The following is a 24,584-nucleotide window of genomic DNA, read 5'->3' as shown; positions in this document are numbered from 1 at the left end:
CGCCCTCACCGACCGGCCTCCGGCCTTCCCGCCACGAAATCCACGATCCCGGTCGCGATCGCCGCCGCATGGGACGCGCGACCCTCAGCACTCTCGAGCTCTGCGGCATCCGACGGGTTCGACCCGTTGCCCATCTCGAGGAAGACGACGGGGACGGTCGTGAGAGCGGGGGCGGCCACGTCGGATCGCACCTGCAGCCCGTCCACCCCCGCATAGTTCGCCGGTGTGAATCCGGCTCGCTCGTACGCGTCCCGCATGGCGGTGGATGCACGCCGTCCCTCACCGGACTGCACCTCGTCGACGTCGGCGGACGGCACCGGCAGCGCCGGGACGATGACGTGGAATCCGTGATGCGCGTCGTCGGACCGGAGTGAGGTGGAGTCGGCGTGAACACTCACCGCCACCGCGGCGCCCGATGCACTCGCCGCTCGCGCACGGTCGGTGATGCACCCACCCCATCCCGTGTCGTCCGGCCGGCTCAGCACGATCTCGGCACCCAGACTCTCGAGGCGCGAGGCCACCAGTTGCGACACGTCCCAGACGATGGTGTGTTCCGGCGTTCCGCCGAGCGCCGTCATCCCGCTCGTCTGGCAGTCCTTCGTACCGCCCCGGCCGTCGTCCACCTGCGCTGCGAGGTTCTCCTCGTGGCCCGTTCCCTGGTGTCCGGGATCGAGGAAGATCACGGTGCCCGCGAGCGGTGCGTCCGGTGTCACCGGGATCGCAGCGGCCCCCGGCGGGACCGCCACGGAGACCAGTGCGACCGCGAGGATCGAGACACCACAGTGTCGTGCAACCGACGATCGCATACGCCCCACTTCCCACCTCGGCGCACGTGCGCCAACACGATTTTCTCGCGATTTCCAAGAATGGCACGGCGAATTGGTTGAACGTGTGATGATCGGTAGCCGTCCGTGACCCCGTCGTGACCGTTCGCGAGTCCGGACAGCGTGAATCGCGATATCCGTGCACAATGGCTCCGCGCCCCGAGAAAATGACGTGTTTCGCGGCGCCCCCGACCGAATTGGAAGGGCGGTTCACACGGTATGGTCTCGGCAAAGCGTGATTAACCGAGCTCAGCGACGAAAGCAGAAGACATGGCGAAGAAGGTCGTTGTTCAGCTGGTCGACGACATCGACAGAACACCTCTCGAGGACGACGGCGAACACATCACGTTCGCGGTCGACGGCACGCACTACGAGATCGACCTCGGGCCCGACAATGCCGCCGAGTTCCGACGTGTTCTGGGCTATTACATCGAGCACGCGGCGAAGGTGTCGGCCGGAACGCACAGCGGACGACGCAGCACGAAACCGATGGGACGACGCAGTCCCGAACAGACCAGGGCCGTGCGCGAATGGGCCGTGGACGCGGGATTCACGGTGTCGAGCCGCGGGCGCATTCCCTCCGAGGTGCAGAGCGCGTACGACGCAGCGCACTGACACCACGTCACACGCGAAAGGCCCCGTACCTGACCGGTACGGGGCCTTTCGCGTATCTGCCTACTTCGGTGGAGCTGTTACTCGGTGGAGCTAAGGGGACTCGAACCCCTGACCCCCACACTGCCAGTGTGGTGCGCTACCAGCTGCGCCATAGCCCCGTGCTCTTCTGACCGTGAGAAAGAGTGTTTCGCACCGCTCGAAGAACGCTCGACCGAAGTTACACCATCGGTTCGACGAGGTCCAAATCAGCGTCAGCCGAGATCGGACACCCAGGCGGAGTTGGTGGTGGTGTCGACGATCGCGCCGTCCACGATGACGGTGGGAGTGCCTCGCGCACCGGCAGCTGCGAGCGCCGCGCTGCCCGTCGCAGCGTCGGTGGCGGCGTCCGCCACTCGCGTTCCGTCGGTGATGCACTGTGCCGCCTCGTCGGAGGCTCCCGCCTCCGTGGCGCGGGCGGCGAGCTCGTCGGCGGTGTGGTCCGCGCTGCCCTTCTCCTCCGGCTGGAAGTCCGGCGAGAACAGGGCCGAGTGGAATGCGGAGTAGGCGGGCCCGTCGCCCGTGGCGGCGACGCACTGCGATGCGGCGGCCGCACGGGTGCTGTAGTCACCGCTGGGCGACAACTGATTCAGGAAGTCGAGCATGTGATAGCGCACCGCGATGGTGCCCTCGTCGATCTTCTGCGCGAGTTCCTGGCCGTAGGTGTTCTCCAACTCGGCGCAGTACGGGCACATCGCGTCCTCATAGATGTCGACCGTGCGTGTCGCCTCCGGGAGACCCAGCCGCACCACGCCGTCGTCGTCGACCGAGGAGGTGACCGCCGCATTCTGCACGGACCCGTATCCGTCGGCGCGCGGCTGGCTGCGGGAGTTCTGCCACAACACTCCGCCGATGACGACGGCCGCGATGACCAGGAGAGCGAGACCGCCCAGAACATAGGTCGACGTGCTCGACGACTTCTGTGGCGTGTACTTGCTCGACGATTTCGATGACGACGATTTCGAGGCATTCACGCGAATACTGTGTCACGCGCGACTGACAGTGTGCTGAGAACTGGATGTCAGGTATGCCAATGCTTGCTGGTAGAGACGTTCCGGCGCGCGTACATTCGCCCCGTGACCCACATCGAGCCCCGTGATCCGCAGGCGTCCGCCGTGCCCGTCGAGGGAGGGCCCGGCCTGCCCCACGACATCGATCACACTCACGCCGACGTCTCGGGAGGCTGGCTCCGGGCCGCCACGTTCGGGGCCATGGACGGACTGGTGACCAACACCTCGCTCATCGCGGGTGTCGGCGGTGCGGGCGTCTCGACGCACACGCTGGTCCTCAGCGGCATCGCCGGCCTCGTCGCGGGGGCGTTCTCGATGGCACTCGGCGAGTTCACGTCCGTGTCCACGCAGAACGAGCAGATCGATGCCGAGGTGAGCACCGAGCGCGCCGCGTTCACGAAGTACCCGGAGGCCGAACAGGCGGAGTTGGTGGGCATGCTCACCGACATGGGCATGTCGACCGAGACGGCCACGGTCGCCGCGCGCGAGATCCACACGGACGCCGATCGTGCCGTGGATCTGCACATCTCGCGGGAGTTGGGTGTCGACCCCACCGAGAAGCCGTCACCGTGGGTGGCGGCCGGATCGTCCTTCGTCCTGTTCTCGATCGGCGCGATCATTCCGATCATTCCGTTCCTGCTGGGGTCGGACGTCCTCGCCCTCGGGCTCGCGTGCGGCGCCGTGGGCCTCATGATCGCGGGCGCGCTCGCCGCACACTTCACCTCGCGGTCGACCGTCGTCGGAGCGCTCCGCCAACTACTGTTCGGCTCACTCGCCGTCGCGGCGACCTACGCCGTCGGATCCCTCATCGGTGTCGGCACCGCCTGAGACGCCGTCCGGATCGATCGTCACCGCGCTGGGCTTCCCGGTCAGCGACACCCGCCCGGACCGCGTGTCGGGTACCACCATCCAGCCGACCGCGGCGATCAGCAGGATGGCACCCGAGGTCCCGAACGCGGCCGCGTAGGAGAGTTCCGTCACGAGTACACCGGCGACCAGCGGCCCGATGACCGAGCCCACGTCCATGGCCATCTGGAATGCGGCGAGGACGGGGCCTCCGCGGGCGCGGGAGCCGATCATGTCGGCCACCGCCGCCTGCTGGGTCGGCGTGATCAGCCCGGACCCGAGCCCGGCGACGAAGGTGATCACGAGGAACACCTCCGTCGATCCCGAGATGCCCATGGTCGCGGTCGATGCGCCGCACAGCAGGAGCCCGGCGACGAGGAACGGCTTGCGCCCGTACCGATCGGACCATCGCCCCGCCGGCACCAACACCACCGCGTTGCCCACCGCGAACACCGCGAGGGCCACGGCGGCCATGGAATCGCTGCGTCCGAGCGCGGCGACGACGAACAGCGGCACGATGGCCGTGCGCACGCCGAACACCGCCCATCCGTTGGCGAAGTTGGACAGCAGGGCCGACCGGTACGTCGGGGAGCGCAGGGCGTCGGCGAACCGCAGCACCACCGCCGCGTCCCGATCGGCATCGGTGGTCGCGGCGGGTGTTCGCAGGCCCACCGCGACGACGGCGGCGGCCGCGACCAGCGTCACGGCGTAGAAGACGAACGGCGCCCGCAGACCTCCGACACCGAGCACGATGCCGCCCACGAACGGGCCCAGGACTGTGCCGGCCAGGAAGCTCGACGCGTACATGCCGGAGACGCGCCCGCGGCGATCGGGCGGGGCGATCCGGATGAGCAGTCCCAGCGCGGACACGGTGAACATGGTGGACCCGATACCGCCGAGCGACCGGAAGAGGAGGAGTTGCCAGTACGTCTGGGCCAGTGCGCACAACCCGGTCGACACCGCGACGACGACGAGACCGGTGAGGTAGACCCGGCGCTCGCCGATGCGCTGCACGAGCGATCCGCTGGCGGGCGCGAAGATCAGCCGTGTCGCCGCGAAGGCACTGATGATGACGGTGACCGCGAACTCGTCGACCCCGAAGGCGAGCGCGAACCCCGGGAGCGCGGGCGCGACGATGCCGAAGCCGAGTGCGATGACGAACGCGGCCGAGACGAGGATCCAGATGTCGCGGGTGGGATCGGGGGCGGTCCCCCGCGTCCCGGCACCGGCCCCTGCTGCGGCGCTCACTCCCCGGTCAGGACGGACGACACGAGATCGCGTGCGGCGCTCTGCACCTCGGCGAGGTGATCCGCACCGCGGAAGGACTCGGCGTAGATCTTGTAGACGTCCTCCGTACCCGACGGCCGAGCGGCGAACCAGGCGCTGTCCGTGGTGACCTTGAGTCCGCCCAGAGCCGCCCCGTTGCCGGGAGCCGAGGTGAGCGTGGCGGTGATGTCCTCCCCCGCCAGGGTGGTCGCGGTGACCTGCTCCGCCGACAGCTTCGCCAACACGGCCTTCTGCTCGCGCGTCGCGGGCGCATCGGTGCGTGCGTAGGACGGGTCACCGAACTGCTCGGTGAGCTCCCGGTAGCGGGTCGACGGTGTCTTCCCGGTCACCGCGGTGATCTCGGAGGCGAGCAGGGCCAGGATGATGCCGTCCTTGTCGGTGGTCCAGACGGATCCGTCCGTCCGCAGGAACGAGGCGCCGGCGCTCTCCTCGCCGCCGAACCCGATCTCACCGGAGACGAGACCGGGCACGAACCACTTGAACCCCACGGGCACCTCGAGCAGGGCGCGACCGAGCGAGGCCACGACGCGGTCGATCATCGAGGAACTGACGAGGGTCTTGCCGACCGCCGCCTCGGCGGGCCATCCCGGCCGGTGCGAGAACAGGTAGTCGATCGCCACCGCGAGGTAGTGGTTCGGGTTCATCAGTCCGCCGTCGGGGGTGACGATGCCGTGCCGGTCCGCATCGGCGTCGTTGCCCGTCGACACGTCGTAGTCGTGCCGGGCGCCGATCAACGACGCCATCGCGTTGGGCGACGAGCAGTCCATCCGGATCTTGCCGTCGGTGTCCAGGGTCATGAACCGCCATGTCGCGTCGACGAGCGGGTTGACCACGGTCAGATCGAGGCGGTGCCGCTCGGCGATCGCCGCCCAGTAGTCGACGCTCGCACCGCCCAGCGGATCGGCGCCGATGCGCACACCCGCGGACCGGATGGCATCGATGTCGACGACGGACGGGAGATCGTCGACGTAGGTGGTGAGGAAGTCGTACTTCTGCACGGACCCGGCCAGTGCCGACGCCAGGGACACGCGCTTCACGGACGACACACCGGAGCGCAGGATCTCGTTGGCGCGCGCCGCGATCACGGAGGTGGCGTCGCTGTCGGCGGGTCCACCGTTCGGCGGGTTGTACTTGAAACCGCCGTCGCGCGGCGGGTTGTGGGACGGCGTGACGACGATGCCGTCCGCGAGCACCGACGGACCCGAGGCATTGTGACGCAGGATCGCGTGGCTCACCGCCGGGGTGGGCGTGTAGCGGTCTGCCGAATCCACCAGCACCGCAACGTCGTTGGCGGCGAGAACTTCCACGGCGGTGACCCACGCGGGCTCGGAGAGCGCGTGGGTGTCGCGACCGAGGAAGAGCGGTCCCGTGGTGCCCTGCGCGGACCGGTACTCCACGATGGCCTGTGTCGTGGCCACGATGTGGTCTTCGTTGAAGGCGCCGTCCAGGGACGATCCACGATGTCCGGAGGTACCGAAGACCACCTGCTGATCGGGATTCTCGACGTCCGGCTTCACGCTGTAGTAGGCCGTCACCAGATGCGACAGATCGACCAGATCCGATGCCTGTGCCCGTTGTCCCGCTCGCTCGTGAGCCACTCGGGTCCTCCTGTGTCGATTGCGTACCCCCGCCCCGAGAACCCTAGTGGGCGAGCAACGACCGCGGACCACGACTGTCGGATCGAGACCCCGACCGCGTCGTCGGACGGTCAGAGATCGGGCAGCGCGGAGAACTCGGCGATCGCGATGACGTCCTCGAGAGCGGTCGCGAGGACGTGGAGTCGTCGTCCGACCGTTTCTGCCGCGAGCACCTTCGCGCGATCGGACGAGCCGAGCGGCAGGGACGACGCGAACTCCCAGACCTCGGCGCCGGAGCGCGTTCCGTCCGCGTCGACACGCGGCGCCTCGGGTGTGGGCAGATCACGCGAGCGTGCGATGCCGGTCAGGATCTCGAACAGCCGGTCGGTGCGCTCCTGCACGAGGTCGTACACCTCGTCCAGCGACTCGTCGCCCGCCGGGAGATCGGGCCAGGCGGTGACACGCGCCCGCGGGTACGGATCGTCCGGCAGCCACTCCAGCACGCGGATCCGGTCGACTCCGCGGCACTCGAGCACGAAGCGCCCGTCCGGTGTGGGGAGGGCGCGGTCGATCCGGGTCGACACTGCGGCCACGCCGCGCACGTCCCCGCCGCCGACCTCGTGGCCTCGCTCGATGAGCGCCACCCCGAAGTGCGACTCGGTGTCCAGGCAGTGCTGCACCATCGCGCGGTAGCGGGGCTCGAACACGTGCAACGGCACGTCGTCCCCCGGAAGTACCACCGAGCCGAGCGGGAACATCGGGAGCTCGTAGATGTCGTCGGACCGGGCGTGCATGTCGTCGTCCACACCACCAGCATGCACTCACCGCGACCACCGCGACAGAACCCGACGACCCGGGTGTGGTGCAACTCCCCCGCCGGTCCGGTGTCGGTGGCCCGGCTACTGGGTAAGGATGCGTCCATGAGCACTCCGGTTCGCGCCGCTTCCCGCACCACTGGACCCCGGACGTTCGCGGTCTGGGCACCCACACCCGAACGGGTCCGACTGCACCTCGACGGCGACCTGCACCCGATGACCGAGAAGGACGGGTGGTGGAGCGCCGAGGTGCCCGCCGCCGACGGTGCCCGGTACGGCTTCGTCCTGGACGACGACGATGCGGTGATCCCGGATCCGCGCTCGCCGCGGCAGCCGGACGGCGTGCACGAGGCGTCGGCGCTGTACTCCGCGGACACCTTCGCGTGGACCGACGACGCGTGGACGGGTCGCCCGCTGGCGGGCGGCGTGCTGTACGAACTGCACATCGGCACCTTCACCGCGGAGGGGACGTTCGACGCGGCGATCGACCGACTCGATCACCTCGTCGACCTCGGCGTGACGTTCGTGGAGGTCATGCCCGTCAACGGTTTCAACGGGACACACAACTGGGGCTACGACGGCGTCCTCTGGTACACCGTCCACGAGGGCTACGGCGGTCCGGAAGGTTTCCAGCGGTTCGTCGACGCCTGCCACGCCCGGGGGCTGGCCGTCACGCTCGACGTGGTCTACAACCACCTGGGTCCGTCAGGCAACTACCTCGAGAAGTTCGGCCCGTACATGTCCGAGGGTGCGAACTCCTGGGGACAGACGGTCAACGTGGCCGGCGCGGAGTCGGACACGGTGCGGCGCTACATCATCGACAACGCACTGCGGTGGTTCGAGCAGTTCCACGTGGACGCGCTCCGTCTCGATGCGGTGCACGCCCTGGCCGACACCACGGCCACCCACATCCTCGAGCAGCTCGCCGTGGAGACCGAGGCCCTGTCGGCGCACGTCGGTCGACCCCTGAGCCTGGTCGCGGAGAGTGACCTCAACGACCCGACGCTCATCACTCCCCGAGCGGGCGGCGGGTACGGCCTCACTGCCCAGTGGGACGACGACGTCCACCATGCCGTGCACGCAGCGGTGTCCGGCGAACGTCAGGGCTACTTCGGTGACTTCGGCTCGATGCAGTGCCTCGCGACCACCATCACGCAGGGCTTCTTCCACGCCGGGACGTATTCGACCTTCCGTGGCCGCGTGCACGGTCGACCCCTGGACCGACGGGTGCTCCCGGCGAGCTCGCTCGTCGCGTACACCACGACGCACGATCAGGTGGGCAACCGCGCAATCGGCGATCGTCCCGGCTTCTCACTCACGCCGGGGCAGCTGGCGGTCAAGGCGGCGCTGATCCTGTTGTCCCCCTTCACCCCGATGCTCTTCATGGGTGAGGAGTTCGACGCCTCCACCCCGTTCCAGTTCTTCACCTCCCATCCCGAACCCGAGCTGGGTGAGGCCACCGCGAAGGGCCGCAAGGCCGAGTTCGCGTCCCACGGGTGGGACAGCGAGGACATCCCCGACCCGCAGGATCCCGCGACGTTCGAGAACTCGAAGCTGAACTGGGACGAGGTCACCGAGGGCGATCACGCCCGCCTACTCGACTGCTACCGAGCACTTCTGGCGTTGCGCGCCCAGCGCACCGAAATCACGAACCCGTGGTTGACCGGCGTGCACGTCGACTACGACGAGGACGCCCGATGGATCGTGATCCACCGGGCGCACCCCACCGCGGGCCGTGGTCTGAGCATCGCGTGCAACCTCACCGACTCGCCGGTGACAGTGCCGGTGGGCGGCTCACCGCTGCTGTGGTGGGACGAGCCGACGCCGAACGCGACCGCGTCGGCGACGACCGTTCCGGGTCACTCCTTCGTCGTGCTGGAGTGAGTTCCGCTGGAGTGACTTTCCGGCTCGGCCCGCGCGTCGCCGGCGTGCGAGCCACGCAGAGCCAGAGCCACGAGGAGAGCGTTGGCGGCGAGCACGATCGCGGTGGCCACCGCCGCGACGTGCATCCCGTCGACGAAGGCGGCGCCGGCCGAACTGGTCAGAGCGTCACCGAGTTCCGCCGGTAGCGTCCGCGCGAGCGAGACCGCCTCGCCGATGGTCTCGCGGGCACCCGACGCGGTGTCCGGGTCGAGCGCCGACGTGTCGATACCGCCACGGAACACGGCCATCACCACCGAACCGAGCAACGCGACGCCGAGAGCGATCCCGAGTTCGTACGCCGTCTCGGAGATCGCGGACGCTGCGCCGGCGCGCGGCGCGGGAACCGAGGCGACCACCAGATCCGACGTCAGCGTCAGCGCGAGGCCAGCGCCGACACCGACCAGGACGAACGACGCCATGAACACGGCGATGCCGTCGGTCTGACCGAGACGTGTCAGGAGCAGTGCCCCCGCCGCGGAGACCCCGAGTCCCACGGCGAGAACGGTGCCCGCCTCCCAGCGGCGTACGAGATGTGCGGCGGCGAGCGACGCGACGATGCTCGTCGCCGTTCCCGGCAGCATGATCAGACCGGCCTCCAGAGGGGACGTGCCGAGAACCGACTGCAGGTACTGCGAGCCGAAGAACAGGACTCCCGCCAGCGCGAAGACGGACAGCAGGTTCGTCGCGACGGCCGTCGAGAAGCGACGCTGCGCGAACAGCGTCAGGTCGATCATCGGAGCGGCGAGTCGGCCCTGCCGGCGGACGAAGACGGTGCCCGCGGCCAGACCGACCAGCGCGACCGGAATCATCGACGGGTGCGGCCCGTGAGCGGCGGTCTCCTTGATCGCGTAGACGACGGGAACGATGGCCAGGATCGACAGCGCGGCGCTGGGTACGTCGAATCGGCCCGGTTCCGGATCCTTGGACTCCGGGATGGTGAACGGACCGACGACGACCAGCGCGATCATGATCGGCACGTTGATCAGGAAGACCGAGCCCCACCAGAAGTGCTCGAGAAGCCACCCGCCCACCAGAGGACCCGCCGCCGCGCCGCCGCCAGCCATGGCACCCCAGACACCGATCGCGAGCGTGCGTTCACGCCGCACCTGGAACATCGTGCGGATCAGGCCCAGGGTGGCGGGCATCAACGTGGCACCCGAGATTCCCTGCAGCACACGGGCCGCGATCATCATCGCGGGGTCGACCGCGAAGGCGGCGAGCACCGAGGACAGCCCGAAGCCGACCGCGCCGATCAGGAGCAACCGCCGTCGTCCGATGCGGTCGCCGACAGTGCCCATGGTGACCAGCAGGCCGGCGAGGACGAACGAGTAGACGTCGATGATCCACAGCAGCTCGGTGCTGCTCGGGCGGAGATCCGCGCTGAGGAACGGCAGCGCGATGTCGAGGACGGTGCCGTCGACGGCGATGAGCATCACGGCACCGGCCAGCACCACCAGACCGAGCCAGTCGCGGCGGGTGGCGCCGGCCGGTACGAGATCGTCGGGATTCGGCTGCACGGACGCTGCCGGGGACACGGACACGAGACACCTCTTTCGTTTACCGTCCGGACGGTACAGTCGACGGACACCGACAGCGTAGCAACAACCGTCCGGCCGGTACAGTGCGTGTCATGGCAGCCGACACACGCGACCGCATCCTGGACGCCCTCGAGACGCTGCTCCTCGACGACGGCGCGGACAAGGCCACCCTCGAGGCGGTGGCCTCTCGGGCCGGCGTCTCGAAAGGTGGTCTGCTGTACCACTTCCCCAGCAAGGACGCGATGATGGCCGCGCTGGTGCGTCGCCTCGGTGAACGATCCGACGTCCAACGCGTCGAGGCGGAGGCCGCCGGCACCTCGCTGGCGCAGTGGTATCTCCAGCCACCGGACGCCTCGTCCGCCGAGGAGGTGGCGCTCTACCGCTCCACTCTCGCCGCGCTGCGCAGCATCGACGGCAGACCCGGCGAGGTGCAGCAGGCCGTCATCGACGTCATGGGCATGTGGGACCGCGCGCTGCAGCGCGAGGTGACCGATCCGGTGCAGGCCGAGATCGTGCGGCTGGTGGGCGACGGCATCTATCTCGCCGCGCTGCTCGGCCTCCCCCACACACCGCCCGACCTGCACCGTGACGTGGTCGAACGGCTCCTCGGTGGCGGTTCGAGCAGTGTCGACCCGAGCGGTCAGGGGTCGGCCGGATGACTCAGGTCAGGTAGCGGTATGCGGGAGACCCGGGCTCGAGATGCTCGACGTGCATCGGCGACGTCTCCATCCGCTCGAGGAGGGACGACAGGCCCGCGGCCGAACCGAGCTCGATACCCACCAGCGCGGCACCCGTCTCGCGATTGTTGCGCTTGACGTACTCGAACAGCGTCACGTCGTCCTCCGGACCGAGAACGACGTCGAGGAACGTGCGCAGTGCGCCCGGCTCCTGCGGGAAATCGACGAGGAAGTAGTGCTTGAGCCCCTTGTGCACGAGCGACCGTTCGAGAATCTCCCCGTAGCGCGAGACGTCGTTGTTACCGCCCGAGATCAGGCACACGACGGACGAGCCGGCCGGGATGTCGATCTGCGACAGCGCGGCCACCGACAGCGCTCCGGCGGGTTCGGCGATGATGCCCTCACTCTGGTAGAGATCCAGCATCGCGGTGCAGATGGCACCCTCGTCCACCTGCGTGACCACCACCGACCCGCGTCCGTCGTGGCCCGCACCGACCGTCACCGAGGCATGCGAGGCGACGGTCGCGCCGAGCGACGACACGACCCGGTACGGGAGATCGCCGATCCGGCGCACGGCGGCGCCGTCGACGAACGGGTCGATCTCGTCGAGTGTGACGGGGCCGCCGGCCATGAGCGCCGCCGCCATGGATGCGGCGCCGGTGGGTTCCGCACCGACGACGGAGGTGTTCGGCGACCGCTCGGCGAGGTACGCCGACATGCCCGTCATGCACCCACCACCGCCCACCGCGACCACGACGACGTCCGGAGCGGCACCGAGTTGCTCCAGGATCTCCGCGGCGATGGTTCCCTGTCCCGCCACGGTTCTCGGGTCGTCGAACGGCGGCACGATGGTGGCACCGGTGGTGCGGACGTCGGCGAGGGCGGCCGCCGCGGCCGCATCGAAGGTGGAACCGACGCTGATGACCTGCACCATGTCGCCGCCGTGGAAGGCGATGCGATCGCGCTTCTGCTTCGGGGTGTTGGTCGGCACGTAGATGCGACCGCGGATGCCGAGCGCCCGGCACGCGAACGCGACACCCTGCGCGTGATTGCCGGCGCTCGCCGCCACGACACCGACCGCACGCTCGTCGTCGTCGAGTTGCAGCATGAGGTTGTACGCGCCGCGCAACTTGTACGAGCGCACGCGCTGGAGATCCTCGCGCTTGAGGTGGATCCGCGCACCCGTCTGCTCGGACAACCGCTCGCAGAACTCGAGCGGGGTGCGGGTGGCCACGTCCCGCAGCCGGACGGCCGCGGCATCGATGTCGTCTGCGGTCGGCGCAGCGGCGTCGGTACGGCTCGTCGTCTCGGTCACACGGACATGCTGCCACGGTGGTGCGACGACCACCGACCCACCCTCACCTGCGGAGCGGCCGCCTGCGGGGGTGACGAATCTGCGCTCAGGCCCGCTCGAGCACGAAGACAGGGATCTCGCGGTCGGTCTTCTTCTGGTAGTCCGCGTAGTCGGGGTAGGCCGCGACCGCGCGCTCCCACCACTGCGCCTTCTCCTCGCCGTGGACCTCGCGCGCGACCATGTCCCACTTCTCGGTCTTGTCCCGCAGTTCGACGTGGGGGTTCGCGAGCACGTTGAAGTACCAGACGGGGTGTTTCGGCGCGCCGCCGAGCGACGCGACGGCGGCGTACGCACCGTCGTGCTCCACGCGCATCAGAGGGGTCCGACGGAGCTTGCCCGTCTTGTTCCCGATGGTCGTGAGGAGGATGACGGGCATCCCCCGCATCTCGGTGCCCTCGGTCCCTCCCGAGCTCTCGTACAGGTCGGCCTGATCGGCGGCCCAGGTGGACGGACTCGGCTCGTACTCTCCGTGCAGCGGCATGATCCCAGTACACACACCTCGGCGGTCTCCGGCAACCATCCGCAGGGTGATCAGGAGGTTTCGGTCGCCCTAACTTCCATGTACGTGTAGCCTGGGGACCAACGCACGGCACACGGAACACGAATGGTTCGGGAGGCGAATATGACCACGGTCGACCTGCAGTTCACACGCCCGCGGCACTCGACGAGCGTTCGTACCGTGGACGTGGCCGGCACCGACTGGCCGCTCTACAAGCTCGAGAGCATCATGGTCGCCGTCATCCTCTTCGCCGCTCTCGCACTGACAGTCAGCATGCAGACGGCAGTCCTCACCTCCGCCGCTGTCGGCGTGACGCTGTGGTGGGCCCTCGGCGCGACCGAGCGGTTCCGCACCCGACACTGATCACGGACAGACACCGACGGGGCGCCCACTCCACGTGGGCGCCCCGTCGGCGTTCGTGTGGTCCGGCCGTATGTCAGGAACCGAACGGCAGGACACCGGGGGCCAGGTAGAGACCGCTGCTTCCGGCGGCGATGCCACCGACGAGTTCGAGCACGGCGTTGATGAAGTTCGTGATCATGGGATCATCCCTCTCGGTCGAGTTCGACGTGACGATCCGACGGTACCGTCCGTCCCTGTGAACAGTCACGAACTCGTCTGGTACGTCGGCTACGGCTCGAACACCCTGCCCGCACGCCTCGACGCCTACTGGGGCGGCTCCGCGGCCGACAGCAGATTCGGTGCGCACGCCGCCCCGCGGACACTCTCGCTTCCTCGCGAACACCGGTGGATCACCGTGCCGCATGCGGTGTACTTCGCCGGCGTCTCGGCCCGGTGGACCGGAGCGTCCGCGTTCCTCTCGCTCACACCCTCCCCCGACTCCGACAGCATCGCCCGCGCCTACCTGCTCGACTGGGCCGCCCTCGACCACATCTCGACGGTGGAGAACGCGCAGACGGAGCAGACACTCGACGTCCGCGCGTCCCTACCGACACGGCCGGGAGCGTGGGCGCTGCTGCCGGTCGAGGTGTCGCCCGAGCCGCGCCGCGGCAAGTACGACGCGGCGCTGCGCCTGGACGACATCGACGGCGTCCCGGCGATGACTCTGACGTCGAGCCACGTGCGAGAACGCGGAGTGCCGGCCGACCGCTACCGCGACGTCATCGCGGAGGGCTTGCGGGACAACCCGTTCGGCGTCGATCCCGATGCCTACCTCGCGGCAGCCGTCGAGCGGTCGGCCGTCGTCAGACGGTGAGGCAGCGTCAGACGGTGAGGCAGCGTCAGACGGTGAGGCAGCCGGGTCCGAGCAGCGCCTTGAGATCGCCCATCAGCGCCGATGACGGTGTGACGCGCAGCTTCTCGTCCACCTTGAGCATGGTGACCCGGTCGCCACTGATGAGGCGCAGGTGCACGTCGGTGGTGCCGGGATGGCTGGCCAGCACCCGCTTGAGCGCCCCGACCTTGTCCGCGGTGCACTGACGCGTCGGCAAGCTGACGGCGACGGGCTTGGCGACACCGACGGACGACAGATCGGGAACCGCGATGTCGTTCGCGATGAGCGAGATCCGATCGTCCCGAGCCGACACCCTGGCCTTCACCAGCACCACGGCGTCCTCGGCGACGTCCGCACCGAACACGGAGTACGCCTGCGGGAAGAACAGCACCTCGATACCGCCGGTGAGATCCTCGAGCTGGGCGGACGCCCAGGTCAGACCGTTCTTGTTCACCCGTCGGTTGACCGACGCCAGAATGCCGCCCACCGTGACCTGCGTGCCGTCCTTCAGACTGCCCTCGAGGATCGTGGGAATGGCGGTGTCCGACTGAGCCGCGAGCACGTGCTCGACTCCGTTCAGCGGATGGCCGGACACATACAGCCCCAACATCTCCCGCTCCAAAGCGAGACGGTGCTTGCTGTCCCACTCCTCGGGCGGGATCTTCACGTTGAAGACGGAGGTGATGGACTCGTCGGCGTCGACGCCGCCGAACAGGTCGAACTGGCCGATGGCCTCCGCCTTCTTGGTGCCCAGCACCGAGTCGATCGCGTCGGCGTGGATCAGCATCAAACCCTTGCGTGGATGGTCCAGCGAATCGAAACCACCGGCCTTGACGAGAGACTCGGTGACCTTCTTGTTGCAGGCAGTCGCATCGATCTTGGCCAGGTAGTCGGAGAAGTCGGTGAACTTCCCCTTCTCCTTGCGCGCCGAGATGATGGACGCCACGACGTTGGCGCCCACGTTGCGCACCGCGCCCATACCGAAGCGGATGTCCTCGCCCACCGAGGCGAAGTTGAGCTCGGACTCGTTGACGTCCGGCGGCAGCACGGTGATGCCGAGCCGTCTGCAGTCGGCGAGATAGATCGCCGCCTTGTCCTTGTCGTCGCCGACACTGGTGAGCAGTCCGGCCATGTACTCGGCCGGGTAGTTGGCCTTGAGATACGCCGTCCAGTAGGACACCAGCCCGTACCCCGCCGAGTGCGACTTGTTGAACGCGTAGCCGGCGAACGGGAGCACGGTGTCCCAGAGCGCCTTGATGGCGGCCTCGGAGAAATCGTTGTCCAGCATGCCCTGGCGGAAACCGGCGTACGCCTTCTCCAGCTCGGACAGCTTCTTCTTTCCCATGGCGCGCCGCAGCAGGTCGGCCTGGCCGAGCGAGTAGCCGGCGACCTTCTGCGCCAGCTGCATGATCTGCTCCTGATAGACCACCAGGCCGTACGTCTCGCCGAGGATGACCTTCAGCGGTTCCTCGAGTTCCGCGTGAATCGGCTTGACCTCTTGACGACCGTTCTTGCGATCGGCGTAGTCGTTGTGCGAGTTCATGCCCATCGGACCGGGCCGGTAGAGCGCCAGGACGGCGACGATGTCCTCGAATCCGGTGGGCTGCATCTTGCGCAGCAGGTCCCGCATCGCGCTGCCGTCGAGCTGGAACACGCCGAGAGTGTCTCCGCGCGAGAGCAGTTCGAACGTCGCCGGATCATCGAGAGGCAGGGCGTCGAGGTCGATGTCGATGCCGCGATTGGCCTTGATGTTGTCGATGGCGTCACCGATGACCGTGAGGTTGCGCAGCCCCAGGAAGTCCATCTTCAGCAGGCCGATGGCCTCGCAGGACGGGTAGTCCCAGCCGGTGATGATGGCGCCGTCCTGCGGACGCTTCCACACCGGGATGGCGTCGGTCAGCGGCTCCGAGGACATGATGACCGCGCAGGCGTGGACGCCGGCGTTGCGGATCAGCCCCTCGAGACCCTTGGCCGTCTGGTAGATCTTCGCGACGTCGGGGTTCGAGTCGATCAGCGAGCGGACCTCGGTGGCCTCCTTGTACCGCTCGTGCGTCGGATCGGTGATACCCGCGACCGAGATGTCCTTCGCCATCACGGGCGGGGGCAGTGCCTTGGTGATCTGGTCGGCGATGGCGAAGCCCGGCTGCCCGAACTGCACGCGGGCCGAGTCCTTGATGGCGGCCTTCGTCTTGATGGTGCCGAACGTGATCACCTGCGCGACACGATCACTGCCCCACTTCTCGGTGGCGTAGCGCACCATCTCGCCGCGTCGGCGATCGTCGAAGTCGATGTCGATGTCGGGCATGGAGACGCGCTCGGGATTGAGGAACCGCTCGAACAGCAGACCGTGCGGGAGCGGGTCGATGTTGGTGATCCCCATCGCGTAGGCGACGAGCGACCCGGCCGCCGAACCTCGACCGGGGCCGACGCGGATGCCGACCTCCTTGGCGTGGTTGATGAGGTCACCGACGACGAGGAAGTAGGCGGGGAAGCCCATCTCGAGGATGACGCTGATCTCGTAGTCCGCACGGGAGAGGTACTCCTCCGTCGGACCATCGGGGAAGCGGCGGTGCAGGCCGTCCATGACCTCCTTGCGGAGCCAGGTGCCCTGCGTGTAGCCCTCCGGCACCGGGAACACCGGCATCCGGTCGCGGTGCTCCCACACCTCGTCGTAGGACTGGACGCGTTCGGCGATGAGCAACGTGGAGTCGCACGCGCCGGGCACCTCGTCGTCCCAGAGGGCGCGCATCTCCTCCGCGGACTTGAGGTAGTAGCCGTCGCCGTCGAACTTGAACCGGGTGGGATCGCTCAGCGTCTTACCGGTCTGGATGCACAGCAGCGCTTCGTGATTGACCGACGCGTCCTTGGTGACGTAGTGGCAGTCGTTGGTCGCGAGCGGGGGGATGCCGAGCTGCTCCCCGATGCTCAGCAGTCCTTCTCGCACCCTCCGCTCGATCGACAGACCGTGGTCCATCAGTTCGAGGAAGAAGTTGTCGGGGCCCCAGATCTCCTGCCACTTGGCCGCCGCCTCGAGCGCCTCACGCTCGTGGCCCAGACGAAGCCGGGTCTGGATCTCGCCGGACGGGCAGCCGGTGGTGGCGATGATGCCCTCGGCGTGGTTGGCGATGATCTCCTCGTCCATGCGCGCCCACTTGCCCAGCTGCCCCTCGGTGGACGCGAGGGACGACAGCTTGAACAGGTTGCGCAGACCCGTCGCGTTCTCCGCCACCATCGTCATGTGCGTGTACGCGCCGCTGCCCGAGACGTCGTCCGACTTCTGGCTGCGGTCTCCCCACAGCACGCGCTTCTTGTTGAAACGGGACTCCGGGGCGATGTAGGCCTCGATCCCGATGATGGGCTTGACCCCGGCCTTCTTGGCCTCGTTGTAGAACTCACTGGCCCCGTACATGTTGCCGTGGTCGGTCATCCCGACCGCGCTCATCCCCAGGCGCTGGGCCTCCGCGAACATCGGCGCGATCTTCGCCGCCCCGTCCAGCATGGAGTACTCGGTGTGATTGTGGAGATGAACGAAGTCCGACACGGGAGCCACTCTAGGTCGTCGGGCCGACAACATTCTCCGCACACGTGGCGTGTGACGACTGTGACGGATGAGGACTAGCGCGGGGCGTCCGCGGACGCCGCCTCGACCGGCACCGACGCCACGCGATGCGCCCGCAGACGCCGCACGGAGTCGACCGTGAAGATCGCCAGCGCGCACCAGATGAGTGCGAAACCGATCCACCGCGACGCGGGCATGTCCTCGTTCAGCACCAGCACTCCCCACGCGAGCTGCAGGCCCGGTGTCAGGTACTGCAGCAGACCGAGGGTGACCAACGGCAGCTTCTGCGCGGCGACCCCGAACAGCAGCAGCGGCAGTGCGGTGACGGGCCCGGCGAGGACGAGCAGCAGGGCGTGCGGCACCCCGAGCGAGAGGGCGCTCGCTCCCCCGGTGACGCCCAGCACCACCAGGTAACCGATCGCGATCGGCGCCCCCACGAGCCCCTCCGCGGTCAGCGACGTGGTGGGTTCGAGCCGGACCACCTTCTTCATGACGCCGTACAGCGCGAACGAGAAGGCCAGGGTGAGGGCGATGACGGGAGGCCGTCCGTAGTCGACGGTGAGCACGACCACCGCGACGAAGGCCAGCGCGAGGGCCGCGATCTGCGCACGGCCCAACCGCTCCCGGAACACCACGACGCCGAGCAGGACACTGACGAGCGGATTGACGAAGTATCCGAGGGCTGCCTCGACCACACGGTCCTGCGAGACCGCGAAGATGTAGACGCCCCAGTTGATCGAGATGAACGCCGACGACAACGCCACCACACCCCACGTGCGCGCCGGGAGACCGCGCAGCGTGGACAGTCGTCCCAACACCGCCAGGACGACGAGCATGAGCACCAACGTCCACACGATGCGGTGCGCGAGGACCTCGACGGGTCCGGCGAAGGACAGCACGCCGAAGAAGGCCGGGAACAGTCCCCACAGTCCGTACGCACCGACACCGCTGGCCATGCCGACGCTGGAGGACGACCGGGGAGCTCCACCGCGCCGGGAGCCGAGAGAGGACGTGAGACTGCGCACGCGCTCACGCTATCCCCGACCGGTGCACAATCGACGAGGTGGCACACAGGAAGAAGGCGCCGAGCGGCGAGGCCGAGGCTCGGGCGGACAAGACCTGCGCCGTCTGCGGTCGACGGATCGAGTGGCGCAAGAAGTGGGAACGCGACTGGGACTCGGTGAAGTACTGCAGCGACGCGTGCCGACGCACGGGCTCCGCGGGAGCCGACGACGGCCTCGAGGACGCGATCCGGCGGCTGCTCGACAGTCGCTCGCGCGATTCGTCGATCTGTCCCTCCGACGTGGCTCGCGCCGTGGCGCCGGACGACTGGCGCCCCCTGATGGAACCCGTCCGCCGCGCCGCCCGCCGTCTCGTCGCCGCGGGCGAGGCGGAGATCACGCAGGGCGGAAACGTGGTCGACCCGTCGACGGCGAAGGGCCCCATCCGCATTCGGCGACCCCGCTGACCCGGAGTCGACTCAGGCGCGTGCGGACCGTACCCGCCGCACCGCGTCGTCGACGGACCCGCGATGCACTCCCCCGTGTCCGGGAATCAGGACGTCGGCGTCCAGGCCGACGAAGGCGTCGAGCGCGTCGAACTCCCGCGGCCGGTCGTGCGCGAACAGGGGCGGCAGCATCTGCGGTCCGGTCCGAACGCTCAGAGCGTGGCCGGTGACCAGAGCGTCACCGGACAGAACGGCCCCCGCACCCGGCACGTGATACCCGGTGTGACCGGACGTGTGACCCGAACTGTCGAGCGGCACCGGCCCGCCCGGCAGGTCCAGCGGCCCACCCGGCACGGATCCGACGACCGAGTCGAACCCCTCGGCGTCGGCGACGGCGCCCGATTCGGTTCCGCCCGCGCGAGCGATGCGCACCGTCCATGCGAGCGCACCGCGCCGCCAGACGTTACGCGCCACGTCGAGCGGCGATGCCTGTTCGAGATACTCACGTCGGGCATGCCGCGCCTCGGTGTCCGAGGTGAGCACCGGCGTGCCGTAGGTCGAGGCGAAGTGGCCGGCACCGCCGATGTGGTCGATGTGCGCGTGTGTCAGCAGGATCGCCCGCACGTCCTCCGGACGCCGACCGACACGACGCAGCGATTCGACGACCGCACCGACGTACCGCGGATATCCCGAGTCGACCAGCGTCACGTCCTCGCCGTCGACCAACAGTGTCCAGTTGACGTCCGGCCCGAACGCGACGTGCACGCCGTCGGCGACGGTCGTGACTTCGAGTGTGCTCACGACTGCCGAGTATGGACGGTCGGGAGCCCCGGGGGAAGACCGACGAGTCTGCTGACGCGACACGCCGATGACACGACCGAGCGGAGCCGGGTGTGTCATGACGTTGGTCACCGACGACGCGAAAAGCACGAGGCGACAGCCGCTCCCGCTTCTCGGGCCTCGTGTCGTGCACTACGCTGGTTCGACGTGATCGACGATCGAAATCTCGGCTCCGGCGCCTCCTCCACGATGACCACCACCTCACCCCACGACACCGCTGCGGACGACACCCCCGTCACCCGGCGGTGGAGTCCCGGCGGCTGCGTGTGGTGCGGCAGCCGGACCGACATCGAGATCTACCGGGACGAGCCCCGGTGCGGTGAGTGCCGTGAACACGAGAACACGATCGACGCGGCGCGTCGCTTCATCGGCATGTACGGCCTGCGTCCCCTGGGCGGCGCGGTGACGTCCGACGACGACGAGGAGCTCGAGCACCGCACCGCGGCTCGCAGTGCGCGTGCCGCTCTCGACCGGGTCCGCCTGCCGAAGCGTCCCGCGGCCGCCGACGTCCGGAAGGCCTCGGCCCGCGCCGGTGCGTCCGCCGCCGTCCGCACCACCCCGTCCCGCTCGTCGTCCTCCGCTCCGTCGGGTGCCGTCAGCACGGTGGACGTCGCCGTGCTCGCCGATCGCGTGACCGGTCTGCTCGAGCAGCTCACCGCCATCGAGACCGGCATCGCCGACGCCGAGGCGTCGTCGGGTCTGCCCGCGCGTGCCCGGCTCAGCGACCTGCAACGTCAGCGCGCCACCGTCATGTCGACACTGGCCGCGCTGGAGAAGGCCCGCCGCGGCAGCGCAGGCTGACCGACACGCTCGATCAGGCCGGCTGAACCTCGCGCAGCGCACCGGTCGCCACGTCGAACACGAAGCCGCGCAACGACGTCGTCCGCGAGACGAACGGACTGAGCTCGATGCGCCGGAGCTGTCGCCGCAAGCATCGCGACAGGAACACTCGCGCTCGGGTCTCCCGACTGCTCGCGGTGCGACGGTGCGAACAGGGTGGGGCTCGAGGTGATCCGAGTGACTCGGGTCAGCCGATCTCGACGGCGCGGCGCACCGCGTCGGTCGGTGGCGACTGCACCGCGGGCGCGGAGCCGCGGAGCACGTCCAGCACGGCCTTGGGACGCGCGAGCATCTCGCGTACGAACTGCCGCAGCAGCGAGCGCCGGGAACAGTCACAGGGAGCGACGACACCGCCGGCATCGATCCCAGCAGCTCGGCACAGGGCCACCGCACGTGCGGCATGGGTGTCCTGACTGACGATCAGGGCCGTCGACACTCCGTACGTCGCCACAGCGCGTCGGCACGTGTCGTGGGTCGTCAGACCGTACGGGTCGGCCACGATGCGGTCGGGATCGACGCCGCGGCGCACCAGGTAGCGCGTCATCACCTCCACCTCGTCACCCGACGTGCCGGCGGCGTTGCCCGACAACAGAAGTGCGCGCACGGTACCGCGACGCACCAGATCGAGTGCCGCGTCGAGACGACCGGCGAGAAACGACGACGGTTCGCCCTCCTGGACCCGAGCGCCCAGCACGATGGCGACGGGAGCGCGCGGCGCGGTGTCCGCCGTGTACAGCCGACCGTGGGACGAGGCGGCGACCCACGCCGCCGATCCGAGCACGACGACGAGCACCGCGGCGGCGGACCCGCCGACGGCACGGATCAGATGTCGGCGCCCCACACGTCTCATGTCCCCAGTCCATCATGTGAGGGTTCCGTGAAGATCGGCGCCGCGATCCTGACCACGGAGGCCCGGCTCGGTAGCGTCGAGGCATGCCCACCACCCGCCTCCGCCGTACCGTCGCCGGCGTCGTCGCCCTCGCGGTGGTCGCCGTCGCGGCGGTGCTGTGGACCGCGCCCGAGCGGTGGTACCCGTGGGACACCGCCGACTTCCCCGCGGCCGACGCGTCCCTGTCCCCGGCGCAGCAGCGTGTGCTCGAGGTGGTGGAGCGTGAATACCGCGATCCCCGTCCCGCCACGTTCTACTCCGAGGGCGTCGACGAGGCCTGGTGCGCCGACTTCGTCAGTCACGTGATGCGCCAGGCCGGACAGCCGTTCACCAATCCGCACTCGGGTGGGTGGCGCATTCCCGGTGTCTACACGTTGACGGAGTACTACCAGGAACAGGGCCGTTTCGCGCCGGTCGGCGACCACTCTCCCGCGGTCGGCGACGTCGTCCTGTACGAGTCGGGTGGGCCCGTCGGGGATCTGCTCGTCGGGCAGCACACGAACATCGTGGTCGCGGTGGACGGGGACACGGTCACGACCGTCGGCGGAAACGAAATGGGCGGGATCCGCATTCACGATCTGGACTGGGCGGACGACTCGGCGGTGCTCGGTTTCGGCCTACTCGGGTCCTGAGGTCAGGAGGCGGGAACCGGGCCGTCGTCGGGCTGCACCGCGTCGCCGTCGCGTTCGGGATACAGCGGTGCCACCGCGAACCGGCCGTAGACCGCGTCCCCCGGCAATGCCTCGACCGCGCGGATGCCGTCCAGGCCCGCGAGCGCGGCGAGTTCCGGAACACTCGCACGTACCAGAACTCCTGCGGCGCAGTCACAGTCGGCCTGCAGGCGTGCGCGCACCACCGTCGCGATCGCGTTCCCGCGCTGGTCGCGTCCGGGCGGAACGAGGCCGGCGGCGAGACGGACGGACGACGCGAGCACGGAGTCGGTGTCCGGCACCGGGACCACCACGAGCGGGGTCTGCACGCGGTCGATCGGCACGTGCGCATAGACGACCGAGACCCTGATTCCGTCGACGGTGGGCGCGATCTCGTCGGCACGCATCGACCGGGTGAAGGACACCAGCGCCCACCGATCTCCGTCGCCGGAGGGCGGGTCCACCCGGGCCACGTACTGCGCGGCGGTCTCGTCGTTGTCGGGACCGAGGGCATCGGTGCGAACCGACGAACCACGGACCGGGTTGAGGACACCGAGCACGAGCACCGCGACGATCAACGCGACGACCGACGCCGCGGACACGGCGCGCACGCGTCTCAGCCCGCTCTCAACACGTCCAGTGCGTGCTGCAGATCCGCCGGGTACGGGCTCGAGAACTCCACGTAGCGGCCGTCACCGGGATGAGTGAACCCGAGTGCGCGGGCGTGCAGCCACTGGCGTTCGAGGCCGAGTCGTTCGGCCAGGCGCGGATCGGCACCGTAGGTCAGATCACCGCAGCACGGATGCCGCAGCGCCGAGAAGTGCACCCGGATCTGGTGAGTGCGCCCTGTCTCGAGGTGCACGTCCAGCAGGCTCGCGGCCTGGAACGCCTCGACCGTGTCGTAGTGGGTGATGCTGGGCTTGCCGTCGGCCGTGACGGCGAACTTCCAGTCGTTGCTGCGGTGTCGTCCGATGGGCGCATCGACGGTTCCGCTGCTCGGGTCCGGATGTCCCTGCACCAGAGCGTGATAGCGCTTGTCGATGGTGCGCTCCTTGAACGCGCGCTTGAGCACGGTGTACGCATGCTCCGACGTGGCCACCACCATCACGCCGGACGTCCCGACGTCGAGACGGTGCACGATGCCCTGACGCTCGTGGACCCCGGACGTCGAGATGCGGAATCCAGCGGCCGCGAGACCACCGATCACCGTCGGTCCCGTCCAGCCCACGCTCGCGTGCGCGGCCACTCCGACCGGCTTGTCCACGACGACGATGTGGTCGTCCGAGTACAGGATCTCCATGCCCGGCACCGGCTGTGCCTCGATGGTCAACGGACGCGCGGGCTCAGGCAGTTCCACCTCGAGCCACGTGCCGCCGCCGAGACGGTCGGACTTCGCCACAGTGGAACCGTCGACCTGGACGGCGCCCTCCTCGGCGAGGGTCGCGACGACGGTCCGCGACAACCCCAGCAGCCGAGCCAGTCCCGCATCCACGCGCATGCCGTCGAGCCCGTCCGGAACGGGCATCGACCGTGTCTCCCTCACGCCTTCTTCTCCGACTCCGTCGCCGCTGCGCTCTCGGTCACCGCGGGGTCGTCACCCTTGTCGTCGGCACGGCGAGTCCCGTCCGGCTCGATCCCGAACAGCGTGATGATCACCAGCAGGACGGCCCCGCAGACGATGGAGGAATCGGCGACGTTGAAGACCGGCCACCAGCCGATGGACACGAAGTCCACGACGTGACCCTGCAGCGGGCCGGGCGAGCGGAAGAATCGGTCGATCAGATTGCCGAGCGCGCCGCCCAGCACCAGGCCGAGGCCCACGGCCCACCAGCCGGAGCGAAGAGTGCGTCCGATGCGGATCACACCCACCACGACGGCGACGGCCACCAGCGTCAACAGCCAGGTCATGCCCGTGGCCATCGAGAACGCCGCGCCCGCGTTGCGCACCATGCGGAGGGTGACGGTGTCACCGATGATCTCGATCGGTCGACCGGGCTCGATGACGGCGACCGCGACGATCTTCGTGAGCAGGTCCAGGGCGAGCACGACCGCCGCGACAGCGAACAGCCGTCGGGTACGTCGGGCCAGGGGTCGGTCCGGATTCTCCACGTCGGTCACCCCACC

At 68.9% G+C, this 24,584-nt stretch carries 24 protein-coding genes, 1 tRNA gene and 2 pseudogenes; 10 read left to right on the top strand and 17 right to left on the bottom strand.

Annotated elements, in window-relative coordinates; translation table 11 throughout:
- Positions 1 to 5: 5 nt before the first annotated feature.
- Positions 6 to 806, bottom strand: coding sequence for an N-acetylmuramoyl-L-alanine amidase (locus OG947_RS19460; RefSeq protein ID WP_222637776.1), 801 nt, complete (start codon positions 804 to 806; stop codon positions 6 to 8).
- A 288-nt stretch (positions 807 to 1,094) separates the two neighbouring features.
- On the opposite strand from OG947_RS19460, the gene OG947_RS19455 reads away from it, so the two are divergent.
- The gene (locus OG947_RS19455; RefSeq protein WP_027505883.1) at positions 1,095 to 1,439 is read left to right on the top strand and encodes a histone-like nucleoid-structuring protein Lsr2; all 345 of its coding nucleotides are present in this window, start codon (positions 1,095 to 1,097) and stop codon (positions 1,437 to 1,439) included.
- Between the two features lie 85 nt (positions 1,440 to 1,524).
- On the opposite strand, the gene OG947_RS19450 is transcribed toward OG947_RS19455, so the two are convergent.
- Positions 1,525 to 1,597, bottom strand: a tRNA-Ala gene (locus OG947_RS19450).
- Between the two features lie 93 nt (positions 1,598 to 1,690).
- The gene (locus OG947_RS19445; RefSeq protein ID WP_027505882.1) at positions 1,691 to 2,449 is read right to left on the bottom strand and encodes a DsbA family protein; all 759 of its coding nucleotides are present in this window, start codon (positions 2,447 to 2,449) and stop codon (positions 1,691 to 1,693) included.
- A 111-nt stretch (positions 2,450 to 2,560) separates the two neighbouring features.
- Here OG947_RS19445 and OG947_RS19440 point away from each other — a divergent pair, with 111 nt between their 5' ends.
- Complete coding sequence (locus tag OG947_RS19440) at positions 2,561 to 3,313, top strand: VIT1/CCC1 transporter family protein (protein WP_442973137.1); 753 nt, start codon at positions 2,561 to 2,563, stop codon at positions 3,311 to 3,313.
- On the opposite strand, the gene OG947_RS19435 is transcribed toward OG947_RS19440, so the two are convergent.
- From OG947_RS19435 to OG947_RS19425, 3 genes are all read right to left on the bottom strand, one after another.
- The gene (locus OG947_RS19435) at positions 3,254 to 4,579 is read right to left on the bottom strand and encodes an MFS transporter (RefSeq protein ID WP_328812661.1); all 1,326 of its coding nucleotides are present in this window, start codon (positions 4,577 to 4,579) and stop codon (positions 3,254 to 3,256) included. The genes OG947_RS19440 and OG947_RS19435 overlap by 60 nt on opposite strands.
- The gene (pgm, locus tag OG947_RS19430) at positions 4,576 to 6,216 is read right to left on the bottom strand and encodes a phosphoglucomutase (alpha-D-glucose-1,6-bisphosphate-dependent) (RefSeq protein ID WP_328812660.1); all 1,641 of its coding nucleotides are present in this window, start codon (positions 6,214 to 6,216) and stop codon (positions 4,576 to 4,578) included. The genes OG947_RS19435 and pgm overlap by 4 nt, the downstream gene beginning before the upstream one ends.
- A gap of 110 nt (positions 6,217 to 6,326) precedes the next feature.
- Positions 6,327 to 7,001 (bottom strand): LON peptidase substrate-binding domain-containing protein, encoded by a 675-nt coding sequence (locus tag OG947_RS19425; protein ID WP_222637780.1) that lies wholly within the window; start codon positions 6,999 to 7,001, stop codon positions 6,327 to 6,329.
- 114 nt (positions 7,002 to 7,115) lie between these two features.
- Between OG947_RS19425 and treZ the strand changes: the two genes are divergently transcribed.
- The gene (gene treZ, locus OG947_RS19420) at positions 7,116 to 8,894 is read left to right on the top strand and encodes a malto-oligosyltrehalose trehalohydrolase (RefSeq protein ID WP_328812659.1); all 1,779 of its coding nucleotides are present in this window, start codon (positions 7,116 to 7,118) and stop codon (positions 8,892 to 8,894) included.
- On the opposite strand, the gene OG947_RS19415 is transcribed toward treZ, so the two are convergent.
- On the bottom strand, positions 8,870 to 10,474 hold the full coding sequence (locus OG947_RS19415) for an MFS transporter (protein ID WP_328812658.1): 1,605 nt from the start codon (positions 10,472 to 10,474) through the stop codon (positions 8,870 to 8,872). The genes treZ and OG947_RS19415 overlap by 25 nt on opposite strands.
- Before the next feature lie 89 nt (positions 10,475 to 10,563).
- Here OG947_RS19415 and OG947_RS19410 point away from each other — a divergent pair, with 89 nt between their 5' ends.
- On the top strand, positions 10,564 to 11,130 hold the full coding sequence (locus OG947_RS19410; RefSeq protein ID WP_056446231.1) for a TetR/AcrR family transcriptional regulator: 567 nt from the start codon (positions 10,564 to 10,566) through the stop codon (positions 11,128 to 11,130).
- A 1-nt stretch (position 11,131) separates the two neighbouring features.
- On the opposite strand, the gene ilvA is transcribed toward OG947_RS19410, so the two are convergent.
- On the bottom strand, positions 11,132 to 12,463 hold the full coding sequence (gene ilvA / locus OG947_RS19405; protein ID WP_027505876.1) for a threonine ammonia-lyase IlvA: 1,332 nt from the start codon (positions 12,461 to 12,463) through the stop codon (positions 11,132 to 11,134).
- An 85-nt stretch (positions 12,464 to 12,548) separates the two neighbouring features.
- Entirely contained in the window at positions 12,549 to 12,983 is a 435-nt protein-coding gene (locus OG947_RS19400; protein WP_027505875.1) for a nitroreductase family deazaflavin-dependent oxidoreductase, read from the bottom strand.
- 141 nt (positions 12,984 to 13,124) lie between these two features.
- Here OG947_RS19400 and OG947_RS19395 point away from each other — a divergent pair, with 141 nt between their 5' ends.
- Both OG947_RS19395 and OG947_RS19390 read left to right on the top strand, forming a co-directional pair.
- Positions 13,125 to 13,364, top strand: a complete 240-nt coding sequence (locus tag OG947_RS19395; protein WP_027505874.1) for a hypothetical protein — start codon at positions 13,125 to 13,127, stop codon at positions 13,362 to 13,364.
- A gap of 235 nt (positions 13,365 to 13,599) precedes the next feature.
- Complete coding sequence (locus OG947_RS19390; protein ID WP_328812657.1) at positions 13,600 to 14,217, top strand: hypothetical protein; 618 nt, start codon at positions 13,600 to 13,602, stop codon at positions 14,215 to 14,217.
- A 25-nt stretch (positions 14,218 to 14,242) separates the two neighbouring features.
- On the opposite strand, the gene dnaE is transcribed toward OG947_RS19390, so the two are convergent.
- Positions 14,243 to 17,809: a DNA polymerase III subunit alpha gene (dnaE, locus tag OG947_RS19385; RefSeq protein ID WP_051613374.1), complete on the bottom strand. Its 3,567-nt coding sequence runs from the start codon at positions 17,807 to 17,809 to the stop codon at positions 14,243 to 14,245.
- Between the two features lie 41 nt (positions 17,810 to 17,850).
- Positions 17,851 to 18,750 carry an EamA family transporter RarD gene (gene rarD / locus OG947_RS19380; RefSeq protein ID WP_222631447.1) on the bottom strand — a complete coding sequence of 300 codons (900 nt, stop codon included), beginning with the start codon at positions 18,748 to 18,750 and terminating at the stop codon, positions 17,851 to 17,853.
- A 107-nt stretch (positions 18,751 to 18,857) separates the two neighbouring features.
- On the opposite strand from rarD, the pseudogene OG947_RS19375 reads away from it, so the two are divergent.
- Both OG947_RS19375 and OG947_RS19370 read left to right on the top strand, forming a co-directional pair.
- Positions 18,858 to 18,992, top strand: a pseudogene (locus OG947_RS19375) (DUF2256 domain-containing protein); the annotation flags it as partial.
- The gene (locus OG947_RS19370) at positions 18,975 to 19,262 is read left to right on the top strand and encodes a DUF3253 domain-containing protein (RefSeq protein ID WP_285186082.1); all 288 of its coding nucleotides are present in this window, start codon (positions 18,975 to 18,977) and stop codon (positions 19,260 to 19,262) included. The pseudogene OG947_RS19375 and the gene OG947_RS19370, both read left to right, overlap by 18 nt.
- Before the next feature lie 12 nt (positions 19,263 to 19,274).
- Here OG947_RS19370 and OG947_RS19365 read toward each other — a convergent pair whose 3' ends face one another.
- On the bottom strand, positions 19,275 to 20,042 hold the full coding sequence (locus OG947_RS19365) for an MBL fold metallo-hydrolase (protein ID WP_027505869.1): 768 nt from the start codon (positions 20,040 to 20,042) through the stop codon (positions 19,275 to 19,277).
- Positions 20,043 to 20,228: 186 nt separating this feature from the next.
- On the opposite strand from OG947_RS19365, the gene OG947_RS19360 reads away from it, so the two are divergent.
- On the top strand, positions 20,229 to 20,882 hold the full coding sequence (locus OG947_RS19360; RefSeq protein WP_307092468.1) for a hypothetical protein: 654 nt from the start codon (positions 20,229 to 20,231) through the stop codon (positions 20,880 to 20,882).
- Positions 20,883 to 20,895: 13 nt separating this feature from the next.
- Here OG947_RS19360 and OG947_RS19355 read toward each other — a convergent pair.
- Positions 20,896 to 21,009 (bottom strand): annotated as a pseudogene (locus tag OG947_RS19355) (carbonic anhydrase); the annotation flags it as partial.
- A 99-nt stretch (positions 21,010 to 21,108) separates the two neighbouring features.
- Entirely contained in the window at positions 21,109 to 21,762 is a 654-nt protein-coding gene (locus OG947_RS19350) for a SanA/YdcF family protein (protein ID WP_373425280.1), read from the bottom strand.
- Between the two features lie 92 nt (positions 21,763 to 21,854).
- Here OG947_RS19350 and OG947_RS19345 point away from each other — a divergent pair, with 92 nt between their 5' ends.
- Positions 21,855 to 22,442 (top strand): CHAP domain-containing protein, encoded by a 588-nt coding sequence (locus OG947_RS19345; RefSeq protein WP_027505867.1) that lies wholly within the window; start codon positions 21,855 to 21,857, stop codon positions 22,440 to 22,442.
- Between the two features lie 2 nt (positions 22,443 to 22,444).
- Here the strand turns inward: OG947_RS19345 and OG947_RS19340 are convergent, their stop codons facing one another.
- From OG947_RS19340 to lspA, 3 genes are read right to left on the bottom strand one after another with little or no spacing between them, the layout of a single operon-like run.
- Positions 22,445 to 23,071 carry a hypothetical protein gene (locus tag OG947_RS19340; protein ID WP_082544517.1) on the bottom strand — a complete coding sequence of 209 codons (627 nt, stop codon included), beginning with the start codon at positions 23,069 to 23,071 and terminating at the stop codon, positions 22,445 to 22,447.
- A 5-nt stretch (positions 23,072 to 23,076) separates the two neighbouring features.
- Positions 23,077 to 24,003 carry an RluA family pseudouridine synthase gene (locus OG947_RS19335; RefSeq protein WP_027505865.1) on the bottom strand — a complete coding sequence of 309 codons (927 nt, stop codon included), beginning with the start codon at positions 24,001 to 24,003 and terminating at the stop codon, positions 23,077 to 23,079.
- The gene (lspA, locus tag OG947_RS19330; RefSeq protein ID WP_231476321.1) at positions 24,000 to 24,578 is read right to left on the bottom strand and encodes a signal peptidase II; all 579 of its coding nucleotides are present in this window, start codon (positions 24,576 to 24,578) and stop codon (positions 24,000 to 24,002) included. Before lspA ends, OG947_RS19335 begins: the two co-directional genes overlap by 4 nt.
- Between the last annotated feature and the right edge of the window lie 6 nt (positions 24,579 to 24,584).

It is taken from the genome of Rhodococcus sp. NBC_00297 (genome assembly GCF_036173065.1).
Lineage (GTDB): Bacteria > Actinomycetota > Actinomycetes > Mycobacteriales > Mycobacteriaceae > Rhodococcoides.
Note: the sequence above shows the minus strand (reverse complement) of the source record. Positions and strands in the feature narration are given on the sequence as shown.

Coding starts and splice junctions, on each gene's coding strand:
- OG947_RS19460 (WP_222637776.1), bottom strand. CDS start 806: ATGCGATCGTCGGTTGCACGACACTGTGGTGTCTCGATCCTCGCGGTC.
- OG947_RS19455 (WP_027505883.1), top strand. CDS start 1,095: ATGGCGAAGAAGGTCGTTGTTCAGCTGGTCGACGACATCGACAGAACA.
- treZ (WP_328812659.1), top strand. CDS start 7,116: ATGAGCACTCCGGTTCGCGCCGCTTCCCGCACCACTGGACCCCGGACG.
- OG947_RS19410 (WP_056446231.1), top strand. CDS start 10,564: ATGGCAGCCGACACACGCGACCGCATCCTGGACGCCCTCGAGACGCTG.
- OG947_RS19400 (WP_027505875.1), bottom strand. CDS start 12,983: ATGCCGCTGCACGGAGAGTACGAGCCGAGTCCGTCCACCTGGGCCGCC.
- OG947_RS19395 (WP_027505874.1), top strand. CDS start 13,125: ATGACCACGGTCGACCTGCAGTTCACACGCCCGCGGCACTCGACGAGC.
- dnaE (WP_051613374.1), bottom strand. CDS start 17,809: ATGTTGTCGGCCCGACGACCTAGAGTGGCTCCCGTGTCGGACTTCGTT.
- rarD (WP_222631447.1), bottom strand. CDS start 18,750: ATGGCCAGCGGTGTCGGTGCGTACGGACTGTGGGGACTGTTCCCGGCC.
- OG947_RS19345 (WP_027505867.1), top strand. CDS start 21,855: ATGCCCACCACCCGCCTCCGCCGTACCGTCGCCGGCGTCGTCGCCCTC.